The sequence below is a fragment of the Williamsia sp. MIQD14 genome, from assembly GCF_051025635.1.
In the GTDB taxonomy this organism is placed as follows: domain Bacteria; phylum Actinomycetota; class Actinomycetes; order Mycobacteriales; family Mycobacteriaceae; genus Williamsia_A.
Genome location: NZ_JBPFDG010000001.1, coordinates 1359522 through 1372843, shown reverse-complemented (window position 1 = coordinate 1372843; position 13322 = coordinate 1359522). Strand labels below are relative to the sequence as shown.

Sequence of the window (13322 nt, the reverse complement as noted above, 5' to 3'; positions counted from 1 at the left end):
CGATGGCGTGGTGGCGGATCGAGGAGCTGACGGCCCCGTGGCTCTCCGAGGCCCTGGGCGCACCCGTCGCCGGCGTGCGCGTCGAGCCGTTCGCCCACTCCGGCGCCACCGTCACCGTGCGCGTGGCGATCGACGCCCCCGCCGCCCCCGAGCTGCCGTCGTCGGTGCTGCTGATCGCGGCCGCACCGTCGTGGCGGGGCTCCGACCACCCGTTCCGCCGACTCGTGGCCTTTCACACCCTGCCCCGGGCGGGGTCGATCTCCTCGGTGGCGGGGTGCCTGGTCGCCGAACTCGACGCCGTGACCGGCGACTTCTGGATCATCCTGCGCGACTCCGGGCGGGCCACCGTCGGCGATGAGCTCGCGGGGATCACGCGCGGCAAGGCGCAACTGGTGATCGCGGCGCTCGCCGACGTGCACACCACCCTCGACGACCGCACCATGCTGCCCGGGATCATCACCGAGCCGGCGCCGGTCGATCGGCGGGGCCTCGGCGAGCTGTACGTGCGGTTCGTCGAAAACTACGGGGAGCAGATCGCGCCCCACGCACTCGGTGTCGCCAACCGTGTCGTCGCCTCGGTCGAGTCGATGATCGCCCACCAGCGTCAGTCCACCTCGCCGCAGGCCGTGGTGCACGGCGACTTCCGTCTGGGCAACGTCCTGTTCGGCTGGTCGGGGACCCGCAGACCGATCACCTTCGTGAACTGGCAGCACGCCCACTGGGGGTCGCGTGCCACGGACCTGTCGACGTTCCTCGGCACCGCGCTCGACCCGCGGATGCGCCGCGAGTTCGGCGTCACCCTGGTGTCCGCCTATCACCGGATGGTGGGTGGTGACCTCGAGGCGCTGCGCCGGGACGTGCGCGACGCCGCGTTCCACTGCGTGGTCAACGCCATCACCTCGTGGGCGGAGTCCGTCGGCGCACGCACCGCCGATTCCGAACGCCTCTGGCTCACCCACTTCCATCGGGCGTGCGGCTACCTCATCGATCTCGAGTCCACGTCCACCCCGCACGAGCCGACCGTCGCCGCGGCCGGCGACCTGTTCCGCTCCGGCGCCCGGCGTCACCCGGATCCGCGGGGTGTGGTGCCCGACGACGGGTTCGCGACCGACGGGCAGTCCTACGCCGCGGTGGCGCTCGCCGACGAGGGACCGCATCCGCCCGCGCCCGGCGACGGCTGGAACGAGACCTGGTACCTCGACGTCGCCGACCCCGCGGCCGGTGTCGGTGCGTCCCTGCGTTTCGGTGTCGGGCCCGACAACCCGACGGGGTGGTTCAGCCTCACCGTGTGCGGACCCGACCTGCCGACCATCACCCTGTCCGACCCCGGGATCGACCTCGGCCGCGTCTTCACCGGCGACGACGGAACGCTGACCTGCGCGGTCGTCGATCCGCTGGCGCACATCCACGTGCGCATCGACGGCGTCGGACACGTGGTGCCCGACGCGTCCGCGGCCCGGTCCACTGTCGGGCCCGAGGTCGGACTGCAGCTCGACCTGCACTGGTACACCTCGGCGAGGCCCTATCAGTACGACCTCACGCGCGTGTACGAGATCGGCTGCATGGTCACCGGGTCGATTGCGCTGCGCGGCGCCGGCCTCCCCGAGGCCCCGATTTCGGTCGACGGGCCGGGGCAACGTGACCACGCCTGGGACGCCCAGAACTGGTGGCACACCGAGTGGTACTGGCTCGCGGCCCGCTTCGACGACGGCTCCCACATGCACGGCGTCGACATCCGGCTCCCGGGGATACCCCCGGTCTCCACCGGCTACCTCCAGGCCCCCGGTGCGCCGATCGTCGCCGTCGACAGCTGCCGCAGGGTCGACGCCGACACCGACGGCCACGCGATCACCGCGATGACCTTCGCGCTCGAACCCGGCTCGTCGACGGTGACGTTCCGCGCCCTCGGACAGGGTCCACAGGTGCTCCGACAGGCGTCCGGTGAGGTCGCCGTCATGCCGCGGGCGTGGGGCGAGTTCACGCGCTCGGACGGTCGCCGGGGAGTCGGCTGGGTGGAGTGGAACACGGGATCACCTAACCTGTAGCCCATGCCCGCGATGTCCACGTCCGATCGGTGGCGCCTGCGATGGCACGCCGCGAAGGGCAACCTCGCGGTCGTCCTCCTCGTCCTCGTGGTGCTCAGCCTGGTCTTCATGTGGCTCGGCTACCTGGGCAAACTCGACTGCGGTGGCGCGCCGTATTTCCCCGACGGTCGCAGCAAGCACTGGCCGGTGGGCAAGAACGAGCTGCTGATGCCGTGCTACTCCGACCTGCAGTTCCTGTGGGTCGGTCGCGACATCAACAACCACGTCTTCCCCTACATCCACGGCGGCATCACCGACGACGGCGTGTTGTACGGCGGGGTCGTCGAGTACCCGGTGCTCTCGGGGCTGTTGATGTACCTCGGTGCGATCGGCGCCCACACCGACACCCAGTTCTTCATGCACTCGGCGCTGATCCTGCTGCCGTTCGGCATCCTCGTCACGGTCCTGCTCGGTCTGCTGGTCCGCTGGTGGGCGCTGCTGTGGGCCGCGACGCCGCCGCTGATCCTCTACGCCTTCCACAACTGGGAACTACCGGTGGTCGCCACCGCTGTCGGCGCCGTGGCGGTGATGGTCTTCGGCGCGCAGACCTCCCCGCGGACGGGCGCACCACGCCTGTCGTTGCGGACGAGCAGCGTGATCGCGTCGGTGCTGCTGGCCATCGGATTCTGTCTCAAGCTCTACCCGGGTCTGTTCGTCCTCCCGCTCGCCGCCTACGTGCTGACCCGCGGGACGCCGGGCGATGCCGCCGCCGTCGGCCGACGCGCCCTCGACCGGGTCGGTGCCGCGTGGGTCGTCGGAGCGGCCGTCGTCACCGTGGCGGCCGTCCAGCTGCCGTTCATGATCGGTGGGTTCGAGGGGTGGAAGGCGTCGCTCGCCTTCCAGGGGCGCCGCAAGTCCGACGTCGACACCAACTCCGTCTGGTACTGGGGCGTCCGTCATCTCACCGGCGGGATGAACTCCACCTACAACTCGATCGTCGGTGTCGCGTCGCCCCTGCTGATCCTGGTGTCGTTCGCCGTGGTGATCTACCTCGGGGTGCGTGTCTGGCGGAGCGGCGAGGCCTACCCGTGGATCGGTGTGAGCGCGGCGATGTTGGCCGGTTTCATGCTGTTCCACAAGGTGCACTCACCGCAGTACACGCTGTGGATCCTGCCGTTCTTCGTGCTGCTGCGCGTCGCCTGGCCGATCATCGCGTTGTACCTGCTGGCCGATCTGTCGTTGGACCTCACCATCTTCCGACTCTTCGGGATCTACACCTCGGGGTCACCGATGAAGTGGTGGGTGATGGGCGGCGTGCAGTTCGGCGTGTGGACGCACGCGGTGTTGCTGGCCATCCTCCTGGTCGCGTTCGTCAAAGCGCCGCTGCGCGTTCGGGCACCGAAACCCGATGGCTTCCTCGAACGGGTTCCCGCTACCGTCGGCGCGTGACACAGACACACGCCATGACGACCTGGATCGGCACCCCGACGCTCACCGGGACCCGTGTCCGCCTGCGCCCGTTGACCGATGGAGACTCCTCGGCACTGGCCGACGCCGTCGACGAACCCGATGCGTTCCGCTGGACCACCGTCCCGGGCGACAAGCCCGCGGCGCAGGCCTACATCGCCACCGCCGATGCCGATCCCGCGCGGGTGGCGTTCGCCGTGGTCGACACCGCCGACGGCACCGACACAGTCGTCGGCACCACGAGCTTCTACGACATCGACACCCGCAACCGCTCGGTGGCCATCGGCTACACCTGGTACTCGCGTCGCGTGCAGGGCACCACGGTCAACCCCGAGTCGAAACTGCTCCTGCTGCAGCACGCATTCGAGGCATGCGGGGCCGTGCGGGTGGTGTGGCACACCGACGAGCGCAACGCGCAGTCGCGTGCGGCGATCGCGAAACTCGGCGCCGAGTTCGAGGGCCTGCTCCGCAAGCACCGGCCGTTGCCGGACGGATCGTGGCGCACGACAGCGCAGTACGCGATGACCGACGACGACTGGCCGGCGGCGCGATCGACCCTGCGGACCCGGATCAGCTGATCGCGTCGGCCTTCGCGCGGCGTCGGGTGACCGGGGCCGAGCGACGCGGGCGCAGACTGATCGTGTCCACCGCCCGATCGAGGACACCGCCACCGGGGTCGTCGTAGGTCTCGCCGTCGCGACCGATACGCACCAGATCGCGTTCGGGATGGTAGATCTCCCAGACCACGACAGCACACAGCCCGATCACCGCGAACGCCCGGATCACCACGGCGCCGGTGAACCACTGTTCGGGAAGCCATTTGACGTCGTCGGGGAGATAGAGACCCATACGCGGGATCCACACGAGCGCGTCGAGCACCATCCACACCAGCAACAGACGGGTGCGGGGTAGAGCCAGCACCGCGAGGGGGACCAGCCACAGGGAGTACTGCGGACTCCACACCTTGTTCACGAGCAGGAACCCCGCGACGGTCAGGAACATCAACTGCGCCAGGCGTGGTCGCGACGGGGCGTGCAGACCGACGAACACGACACCCACGCACACGAGGACGAACGCACCCAGGGAGATCGCGTTGACGAGATCGGACCGGCCGTTGGCGTCGGCACCCCAGGCGTATCCGCTGATCTTGCTCACCACCGTGAACCAGGTGTCGGGGTCGGTGCCGCGGTCGGAGTTGTACCGGAAGAACTCCCACCACCCCGTGGGTACCGTCACCATGAAGGGGAGGTTCACCGCCAGCCACGCCGCGACGGCGACGGCGGCGGTCACCGCGAACTCGCGTATCCGTCCCGCGCGCAGACACAGCACCGCCAACGGGATGATCAGCAGGCCCGGATACAACTTGGCCGCGACGCCGATGCCCAGGAACAGCCCTGTCGCCCAGGGGTTCTTGCGTGCCCAGGCCAGCATAGCCAGGGCGAGGAGCGCGGTGGCGATGGCGTCGAAGTTGGTGAAGATGTGCACGATCACCAGCGGCGAGAGCGCCGCGATGGCCGCCGACCAGATACGCACACCCGCGGTGAGAGCGGTCGCCCAGATGGTCAACAGCCAGAACAGCGCCAGCCCGAGGGCGACGACGTTGAAGAACAGCACGACGTCGAGCGCGCCGGGCACACCCCAGTTGTCGTGCGCCCACCGCCAGCCGTGCGAGACCTCCATCGCGGCGTACATGTACATGCCGGTGAGCACCGGGTACTCCATGTACCGCGTCTCGGTCGAACCGTCGGGTCGCTTCTGCTCCCACGACGACTTGTACGGCAGCGCACCGGTGTCGAGTCGTTCGGCGGTGTAGAGCGGGATCGTGTCGGAGTAACACAGGGCGATGTACTGGCGGTGGTTGCTCCAGTCCAGTTCCAACCGTTCGCTGCCCGAGGCGGCGGATCCGGCGACCGGCGCCTGCTGCAGACAGCCCGCCTTGCCGTACCACCCCAGCGCCAGCGCCACGAGCGCCATCAACAGGATCACCCGCAGGGGTGTCAGGTAACGCGAGCGGCCGACCACCGCGTGCAGGCCCAGTGGGCCGCCCACGGCGATCGACGCCTCGCGGGCGACGGTGTCGGTCCGCGACGGGAGGTCACGAGAGGTGTTCTCCCGTAGGTCGTCCGACAGACGGGTCGGCGAATCCCAGAGATCGGAATCCGTCGGGTCCGGGGTTGTCGGACCGGTCTCGCGATCGCCCATCGGCCGGATACCCGTCAGGGCCCGTTACCGGCGCCGGCGGGATCCTGCGGTGTCGGCGTCACCACCGTCTCGGTCGGCGGACCGGGGAGCGGGATCGTGACACCCGGGGCCAACGTGGCCGACGGCGGCGCGAACGTCGTGATCGGCGCTTCGGGATCGGTGGTCTCGGAGTCCTGTTCCCGCGACCGTCGGGTGGCGGTGGTCTGCGGCGCCTCCTCCGGAACACCGGCGACACCGCCGATCGCGGCCGGTGTCGGGAACTGTTCGATCGGCTCGTCGGCCAACGCGCCGTCCATCGCGGCCTGCCAGATGTCCGACGGCAGACCCGACCCGTAGACGATCGCACCGTTGTAGTTCTTCAGGGCCACACCGGCATCGGTGCCGACCCACACCGCGGTCGACAGCTGCGGGGTGTAGCCGACCATCCAGGCGTCCTTGTTCTGGCCGGTGTCGCCGAGCTGGGTGGTACCGGTCTTGGCCGCCGACGGACGCTGACCGTCGTCGAGGGAGTGGCCGTTGGAGTACGCCGCGATCGGTTGCATCGCCGAGGTGGTGTTGTTGGCCACCGCCGCCGAGAACCGGCGCTCGCCCTCGTCGTTCTTGCGCTCGTAGAGCACCGTCCCGTCGGAGGTCTCGACCTTCTGCACGAAGTGCGGTGCGTGGTAGACGCCCTGGTTGGCCAGGGTCGCGTACGCCGAGGCCATGTCCAGGACCCGCGACGGGTACTGGCCGAGCACGACACCGCCCTCGACGCCGGTGCCGTCGGTGTTCTGCAGCGTCTTCTTGATGTCGCCGAAGCTCTCGGCGACACCGGCCTGGTGTGCGGCGTCGGCCACGGCCTGCGCCTGACCGTCGAGGTCCATCATCAGGCGGTAGTAGACGGTGTTGAGCGACATCTTCAGGGCGGTCGCGAGGTTGCACGAACCGCAGCTCTCGCCGTCGGAGTTCGTGACGGTGAGACCGCCGGGCGCCTCGAACGGGGCCGACGAGTACACCTTCGACAGCGGCACACCCTGCTCGAGTGCCGCGATGAGCGCGAACACCTTGAACGACGAGCCGGTCTGCAGCGCGGCCTGCGCGTAGTCGAAGCCCTGGCCGTTGTTGCCGCCGAAGTATCCCTTCACCGCACCCGTGCTCGGATCGATCGACACCACCGCGTCGCGCACGTTGTTCGGCTCACCCTCGAGCTGACCGTTGGCCGCCGAGACGACCGAGCGCTGCACCTTCGGGTCGATGGTGGTGGTGATCTTCAGACCCTCGGTCTGTACGTCCTGCTCGGAGATGTTCAGCGAGCTGAGCTCGGCGAGGACCTGCTGCTTGATGAGTCCGTTCGGACCGGTGGTGGTCGTGCCCGAGGAGTCGCGGGGTGCGGCGACCTTGGGGTACTGCAGCGTCGCCTCGTCCGTCGGGGTGAGGGCACCGATGGTGACCATCCCGTCGAGGACGTAGCGCCAGCGCGCCTGCGCCGCGGCGAGGTTGGTCGCGGGGTCGTAGAAGGACGGGGACCGGATCGACGACGCGAGCACAGCGGCCTCGGGGACGTTGATCTGGGTGATGTCCTTGTTGAAGTACGCGCGTGCCGCCGCGGAGATGCCGTACGCGCCGCGACCGAAGTAGATCGTGTTGAGGTAGGCGGCCATGATGTCGTCTTTGGTCCACTCGTTGGACATCTTGGTCGCGATCGCGAGTTCTTTGAACTTGCGGGTGTAGCTCCGCTCGTCGCCCACGAGGGCGTTCTTCACGTACTGCTGGGTGATGGTCGATCCGCCGCCGGCGTCGTCGTTGTTGGTGATCTGACCGATCACCGCACGCGCCAGGCCGGTGGGCGAGAAGCCGGCGTTGGTGCGGAACTGCCGGTCCTCGGCCGCGATGACCGCGTCCTGCACGGCCCTGGGGATCTTGTCGATGGTGACGTCGGTGCGGTTGCCCTCCGGCGGCACGATGCGGGCGATCTCGCCGCCGTTCGCGTTGAGGATCGTCGCGACCTGGTTCTGCTTGATGGAGTCGGGACCGGGCACCGAGGCGCCGAGGTAGGTGAAGAGGAACACCACGGCCATCACCACGACCCCGAGGGGGATCAGGCTGCCGAGGATGCCGAGGATCCACGCCACGACATTCAGCCGCGAGCGCTTCTTCTCGCGGACCGTGCGCGGCTGGGCGCCAGTTCCGTTGCTCACAACACCGTCTCCATACTCATAGTTCGAGCCCGCCACCGACTTCGGGGCGGGCATGTCGCCGCGGTCGTCCCACGACGGTCATCTCGTGCGGGTCACCGCGTGTGGCGCCGACCTCACTCGCCGGTACCGGCGACCCGGCGCGACCGGCGGGCGCGCGGTCGCACGGGCAGCCCGGCAACGAAGGACTGCACGAGGTGGTTCCATCGGCAGCTCCGGCAGACCTCCACCACGTGCACCGAGAACTCCTCGGTGCTCGCGGCCAGACGCGTGATCTCCTCGGTCGAGCGGGCCGAGCCGTTGACGGTACCCATCTTGTCGCCGAACACCCAGGAGACCAAGGTGAGCTGCTCCTTGCGGCACACCGGGCAGAGCACGGTGCTGGGGCGGCCGTGGAACTTGGCGGCGCGCAACAGGTACGGGTCCGCGTCGCAGACCGCGCCGACGGCGGTCCGTCCGGCGTAGACCTCGGACAGCAGGGATCGGCGCTGCAGCGCGTAATCCACCGTCTGTCTCTGCACAAGCACGATCTCAAGAGTACGTGCAGCCGCCCACCTGCCCACGGGTTCGGGTGCACCCGGCCCCGAGGTGCGGCGCGACCCTTACCGGCCACCCCCGTACCCGGTGTCGGTAAACCCCAGTTCACACGTGGTTTCCTATCCCGATTATATCGGCGCGATACATTGCGGGTAGTGTCAGTGCCACACGTTCGTTCGACAGGTCGGGAAAGGGGTTACGCAATGCTCGAGTTGGCGGTGTTGGGTCTGCTCCTGGAGGCACCCATGCATGGCTATGAGCTGCGCAAACGCCTCACCGGACTGCTGGGCGCATTTCGCGCCTTCTCCTACGGCTCGCTGTATCCGACGCTTCGCCGGATGCAGACCGACGGTCTCATCGAAGAGGACGCCGGGCCGCAGGGAACTCTCAAGCGACGTGCGCGCAGGGTCTACAAGATGACCCCCGCGGGGCGGGAACGCTTCGCCGAACTGGTCGCCGACACCGGTCCGCAGAACTACACCGACGACGGCTTCGGGGTGCATCTCGCATTCTTCAGCCGCACGCCGGCCGTGGCTCGCATGCGGATTCTCGAAGGTCGTCGGCGTCAGGTCGAGGAGCGCCGTGAAGGACTGCGTGAGGCGGTGGGTCGGTCCAACCGGGCCGTCGACCGCTACACACGACAGCTCCATCAGCTGAGCCTGGAGTCCAGCGAACGCGAGGTCCGCTGGCTCAACGAGCTCATCGCCGCCGAATCGGCGGCCGAGCCCGATTCCCAGCTGCTCGAACCGGATACAACATCAGTTTCACCACAGAAAGAAGGAGATCCCGACCATGGGTGACACAAACTCAGTCCGCGTGGCCATTGTGGGTGTGGGTAACTGCGCCTCATCCCTGGTCCAGGGCGTGCAGTACTACAAGGACGCCGACGAGACCGCCACGGTCCCCGGCCTCATGCACGTGACCTTCGGCAAGTACCACGTCCGCGACGTCGAGTTCGTCGCCGCGTTCGACGTGGACGCCAAGAAGGTCGGCTTCGATCTCTCGGAGGCGATCTTCGCGTCGGAGAACAACACCATCAAGTTCGCCGATGTCGAGCCCACCGGTGTGACCGTGCAGCGCGGCCACACCCTCGACGGCCTGGGCAAGTACTACCGCCAGACCATCACCGAGGCCGACGGCGAGGGCGGCGACGTCGTGCAGGCGCTCAAGGACAACAAGGTCGACGTCCTCGTGTCCTACCTGCCCGTCGGTTCCGAGCAGGCCGACAAGTTCTACGCGCAGTGCTGCATCGACGCGGGCGTCGCCTTCGTCAACGCCCTGCCGGTGTTCATCGCCTCCGACCCCGAGTGGGCCGAGAAGTTCCGCGCCGCGGGCGTGCCGATCGTCGGCGACGACATCAAGAGCCAGGTCGGTGCCACCATCACCCACCGCGTGATGGCGAAGCTGTTCGAGGATCGCGGCGTCGCGCTCGACCGCACCTACCAGCTCAACGTCGGCGGCAACATGGACTTCAAGAACATGCTCGAGCGTGAGCGTCTGGAGTCGAAGAAGGTCTCCAAGACCCAGGCCGTCACCTCGAACCTGCATGGTTCGCTGGCCAACAAGATCGAGGACAAGAACGTCCACATCGGACCCTCGGACCACGTCGCGTGGCTCGACGACCGCAAGTGGGCCTACGTGCGCCTCGAGGGTCGCGCCTTCGGCGACGTGCCCCTGAACCTCGAGTACAAGCTCGAGGTCTGGGACTCGCCCAACTCGGCCGGCATCATCATCGACGCGGTGCGTGCGGCGAAGATCGCCCTCGACCGCGGCATCGGCGGACCGGTCATCCCGGCCTCGGCCTACCTCATGAAGAGCCCCCCGAAGCAGCTCGCCGACGACGTCGCGCGCACGCAGCTCGAGGAGTTCATCATCGGAGCCGACGCCTGATCTGTCTGATCTGATCTCTGCTCCGACGAGCCCGCACCCGTACCCCGGGTGCGGGCTCGCCTGCGTTCTGCGGCGTGTCGAGGGGTGATCCGCGCGAGACTGGTGCGATGCAGCCGCTCCGCTACTCCATCAACGTGACCCTCGACGGGTGCTGCGACCACCGCGGCATCACCCCGGATCTCGAACTCCACCGGCGCGCCGCCGAGATGTTGGCGCGGTCCGACTCCCTGCTGTTCGGCCGCGTCACCTACGAGATGATGGAGGCGGCCTTCCGTGGCCCGCAGGACGAGCCCGACCCGTTCGCCGCGGTGATCGACCCCGCGAAGAAGTACGTGGTCTCGTCGACGCTGTCGAGTGTCGACTGGAACGCCGAGTTGATCCGGGGCGACCTCGCCGAGGCGGTCACCGCACTCAAAGCCGCTCCCGGCCAGGGCATCCACGTCGGTGGGGTGATGCTGCCGATGGCGCTCGCCGAGCTGGGGTTGATCGACGAGTACGAGTTCGTGGTGCACCCTCGCGTCGCCGGACACGGCCCGCGACTGTTCGACGGTCTGCGCACACCGCTCGATCTGGAACAGGTGGGACGTCAGGAGTACGCGTCGGGCGCCGTCGCGATGCGGTACATCCCGCGGCAGGCGACGGCATCACAGGACAGGAGCTGACGGCATGGACGCGATGCGCTGGGAAGCACACGGCAGCAGCGGTCTCGACGACTTCCACTTCGTCGATCACGAGGTGCCACACCCGGGGTCGGGTGAGGTGACGATCGAGGTGCGGGCCGCGGGGGTCAACCCCGCCGATCTCAAACACACGATGCGCGACGGCGCGGAGTTCCCCCTGCCCGTCGGGTACGAGATCGCGGGCGTGGTCTGCGCGATCGGCCCCGACACCGAGATCGGTTCGGGCCCGGTGTCGCCGGGCGACGAGGTCCTCGCCTTCCGCGTCCGCGGCGGTTACGCGACCGCGATCACCGTCCCCGCGCGCGACGTGTTCGCCAAGCCCCCGGGTGTGCCGTTCGAGAAGGCCGCCAACCTCCTGCTCGCCGGGACCACGGCAGCGGAGATGCTGCACGTCGTCGGCGCGACCGAGGGCGAGACGGTGCTCCTGCACGGCGCGTCGGGTGCCGTGGGGGTCGCCGTGGTGCAACTCGCACGCGCCCGGGGCATCACCGTCATCGGCACGGCCGGCCAGTCCGGGGCCGAGCGCGTCCGGCGGTTCGGTGGTGTCGCCGTCGCCTACGGCGACGGCCTGCTCGACCGGGTGCGTGAGTTCGGACCGGTCGACGCCGCCCTCGACGCCGCGGGCACCGACGAGGCGTTCGACGTCTCGGCCGCGCTGGTCGACCCCGACCGATTCGTCACGGTCGTGAACATGCCGCGCGCACAGCGGGACGGTCTGCGCGCGATCGCCGGTGCGATGCCCGCGAGCGCCGTGTTCCGCGATGCCGTTCGCGCGGAACTGATCTCGATGGCCGGGCGCGGTGAGCTCGACGTGCCGATGGCGCGCACCGCACCCCTCGCCGACGCCGTCGACGCCCTGGCGTTCGTGATGGAGGGCCACCCCGGCGGGAAGGTCGCCCTGATCCCCTGAGCGACGCGTCACTGCAACGCACGACGGCGCCGAACCCCTCGGTCGAGGATGTCGGCGCCGTCGGCGGTGGAGCTGCGATCAGTTGACGGAGTTGAACCGGTCGTAGAGGAACTGCGACGCGGGCAGCGTGCTGAACAGATACGGCAACACGTGGTTGGCGGCGAGCTTCGGGAAGATCGGCGGGGTCCCGTCGGTCACCACGCGCACGTTCGCACCCTGTGACCGCCAACTACGCACCATCGCCATCACCTGGCTGTTGGGGATGATGTCGTCGTTGATGCCCGTGTCGACCAGCACCGGAGCATTGGGCTTCGACTTGCCGATCAACTGCTCGGCGAGGGCCTTCTGGATCTGCGGGTACTTCTGCGAGATCTGGTACAGCGACTGTCCGGATGTGGTCCACCCGTTCGTACGCTGGAACCCGTAGCGGAACACGGTGTCGCCGATGCAGGAGGTCGCGAGCTGCTTGAGCGCCGCCTTGCCCGCGGGGCTCGCCTCCCTCTGGATCAGAGGTCCCAGCTCGGGGTAGCGGGCGACCAGACCGTTCACGGTGTAACCGATCACGCCCGCGATCGACGACCCGTCGACCGCCTTGAGGACGACCTCGAGATCCGCCGGAGGGGCACCGGCGTAGGTGCCCTTGATGTTCAGTTCCGGCGCGTAGGTCGAGGCCATCTCGGCCGCGGACGCGGTCGCGCCACCGCCCTGGGAGTAGCCCCAGAAACCGATCGGCGAGTCGGCGGGGAGCTTGCCGAGGTTGAGTGCTGCCCTGGCACCGTCGAGGACCGCATGGCCCTCCTCGATGCGGTTCACATAGGTGTGCACTCCGGGCGTCCCCATACCGATGTAGTCGGTCATGAGGACCCGGTAGCCCTGCGCCAGCAGGAGGTTCGCGAAGAGCAGCTCGTAGTTCGACCCCAGCGCCAGGTTCTTCGTGTCCAGGGAGAGCGGGAACGACACCAGCTTCGAGGGTGCGCAGTCATCGCCCTGCCCGATGGTGCCCGGCGCCATCACCACCGTCGGTCGCGGACCGCGGCCACCCCATCGTGCGAACGGCTCGATGTAGGTACCGGTGACCGCGGTGGGTGAACCGTCCTGCAACCGTGAGGTGTACATGACCGTCTTGGCAGCACCCGGGAACGGGCGCGGATTGCCGGGGATCTGCAGGAAGATCGGCGTGGGTCGCGATTTGATGATCGCGCCCCGGGCCGTCGAGTACTGCGCCGGCGGGGTGTAGAAGGTGTCGCCGGGAGCGGCGGACGCGGTCCCCGTGGCGACGGTCCCGACACCGGCTACCAGGGTGATCGCAACGGCGATCGCGCGTAGTTGTGACTTCACGCACTCACCCTAGGACACTGCAACCCGTTCTTGTTACCCCTGGGTAGGTACTTCGTGCAGACCACACCGATGGGGGCGCATCGCTGTCGTGACGAGCACA

General features: G+C 68.5%; 11 protein-coding genes. 7 read left to right on the top strand and 4 right to left on the bottom strand.

Features of this window, described 5'->3' with window-relative positions:
- Positions 1 to 2 precede the first annotated feature (2 nt).
- From ACQ7HM_RS06015 to ACQ7HM_RS06005, 3 genes are read left to right on the top strand one after another with little or no spacing between them, the layout of a single operon-like run.
- Positions 3 to 2045 carry an aminoglycoside phosphotransferase family protein gene (locus ACQ7HM_RS06015; protein ID WP_434215297.1) on the top strand — a complete coding sequence of 681 codons (2043 nt, stop codon included), beginning with the start codon at positions 3 to 5 and terminating at the stop codon, positions 2043 to 2045.
- Between the two features lie 3 nt (positions 2046 to 2048).
- A complete protein-coding gene (locus ACQ7HM_RS06010; RefSeq protein ID WP_434215296.1) occupies positions 2049 to 3473 on the top strand; it encodes a hypothetical protein in 1425 nt (474 codons plus the stop codon).
- Between the two features lie 14 nt (positions 3474 to 3487).
- Positions 3488 to 4069: a GNAT family N-acetyltransferase gene (locus ACQ7HM_RS06005; protein ID WP_434215643.1), complete on the top strand. Its 582-nt coding sequence runs from the start codon at positions 3488 to 3490 to the stop codon at positions 4067 to 4069.
- On the opposite strand, the gene ACQ7HM_RS06000 is transcribed toward ACQ7HM_RS06005, so the two are convergent.
- From ACQ7HM_RS06000 to ACQ7HM_RS05990, 3 genes are read right to left on the bottom strand one after another with little or no spacing between them, the layout of a single operon-like run.
- Positions 4062 to 5693, bottom strand: coding sequence for a glycosyltransferase family 87 protein (locus tag ACQ7HM_RS06000; RefSeq protein ID WP_434215295.1), 1632 nt, complete (start codon positions 5691 to 5693; stop codon positions 4062 to 4064). The genes ACQ7HM_RS06005 and ACQ7HM_RS06000 overlap by 8 nt on opposite strands.
- Before the next feature lie 14 nt (positions 5694 to 5707).
- The gene (locus ACQ7HM_RS05995; RefSeq protein ID WP_434215294.1) at positions 5708 to 7924 is read right to left on the bottom strand and encodes a transglycosylase domain-containing protein; all 2217 of its coding nucleotides are present in this window, start codon (positions 7922 to 7924) and stop codon (positions 5708 to 5710) included.
- 59 nt (positions 7925 to 7983) lie between these two features.
- Complete coding sequence (locus ACQ7HM_RS05990) at positions 7984 to 8388, bottom strand: DUF5318 family protein (RefSeq protein ID WP_045824842.1); 405 nt, start codon at positions 8386 to 8388, stop codon at positions 7984 to 7986.
- 219 nt (positions 8389 to 8607) lie between these two features.
- Between ACQ7HM_RS05990 and ACQ7HM_RS05985 the strand changes: the two genes are divergently transcribed.
- From ACQ7HM_RS05985 to ACQ7HM_RS05970, 4 genes are all read left to right on the top strand, one after another.
- Positions 8608 to 9204 carry a PadR family transcriptional regulator gene (locus tag ACQ7HM_RS05985; protein WP_045824843.1) on the top strand — a complete coding sequence of 199 codons (597 nt, stop codon included), beginning with the start codon at positions 8608 to 8610 and terminating at the stop codon, positions 9202 to 9204.
- Positions 9197 to 10294, top strand: a complete 1098-nt coding sequence (locus ACQ7HM_RS05980; protein WP_434215293.1) for an inositol-3-phosphate synthase — start codon at positions 9197 to 9199, stop codon at positions 10292 to 10294. Before ACQ7HM_RS05985 ends, ACQ7HM_RS05980 begins: the two co-directional genes overlap by 8 nt.
- 107 nt (positions 10295 to 10401) lie before the next feature.
- Complete coding sequence (locus ACQ7HM_RS05975; RefSeq protein WP_434215292.1) at positions 10402 to 10956, top strand: dihydrofolate reductase family protein; 555 nt, start codon at positions 10402 to 10404, stop codon at positions 10954 to 10956.
- Positions 10957 to 10960: 4 nt separating this feature from the next.
- Positions 10961 to 11884, top strand: coding sequence for an NADP-dependent oxidoreductase (locus tag ACQ7HM_RS05970; RefSeq protein WP_434215291.1), 924 nt, complete (start codon positions 10961 to 10963; stop codon positions 11882 to 11884).
- 78 nt (positions 11885 to 11962) lie between these two features.
- On the opposite strand, the gene ACQ7HM_RS05965 is transcribed toward ACQ7HM_RS05970, so the two are convergent.
- A complete protein-coding gene (locus ACQ7HM_RS05965; protein ID WP_434215290.1) occupies positions 11963 to 13222 on the bottom strand; it encodes a lipase family protein in 1260 nt (419 codons plus the stop codon).
- Positions 13223 to 13322 lie beyond the last annotated feature (100 nt).

Excerpts from the sequence above, each read along its gene's own strand:
- ACQ7HM_RS06015 (WP_434215297.1), top strand. The coding sequence starts at position 3 with ATGGCGTGGTGGCGGATCGAGGAGCTGACGGCCCCGTGGCTCTCCGAG.
- ACQ7HM_RS06010 (WP_434215296.1), top strand. The coding sequence starts at position 2,049 with ATGCCCGCGATGTCCACGTCCGATCGGTGGCGCCTGCGATGGCACGCC.
- ACQ7HM_RS06005 (WP_434215643.1), top strand. The coding sequence starts at position 3,488 with ATGACGACCTGGATCGGCACCCCGACGCTCACCGGGACCCGTGTCCGC.
- ACQ7HM_RS06000 (WP_434215295.1), bottom strand. The coding sequence starts at position 5,693 with ATGGGCGATCGCGAGACCGGTCCGACAACCCCGGACCCGACGGATTCC.
- ACQ7HM_RS05995 (WP_434215294.1), bottom strand. The coding sequence starts at position 7,924 with ATGCCCGCCCCGAAGTCGGTGGCGGGCTCGAACTATGAGTATGGAGAC.
- ACQ7HM_RS05985 (WP_045824843.1), top strand. The coding sequence starts at position 8,608 with ATGCTCGAGTTGGCGGTGTTGGGTCTGCTCCTGGAGGCACCCATGCAT.
- ACQ7HM_RS05980 (WP_434215293.1), top strand. The coding sequence starts at position 9,197 with ATGGGTGACACAAACTCAGTCCGCGTGGCCATTGTGGGTGTGGGTAAC.
- ACQ7HM_RS05975 (WP_434215292.1), top strand. The coding sequence starts at position 10,402 with ATGCAGCCGCTCCGCTACTCCATCAACGTGACCCTCGACGGGTGCTGC.
- ACQ7HM_RS05970 (WP_434215291.1), top strand. The coding sequence starts at position 10,961 with ATGGACGCGATGCGCTGGGAAGCACACGGCAGCAGCGGTCTCGACGAC.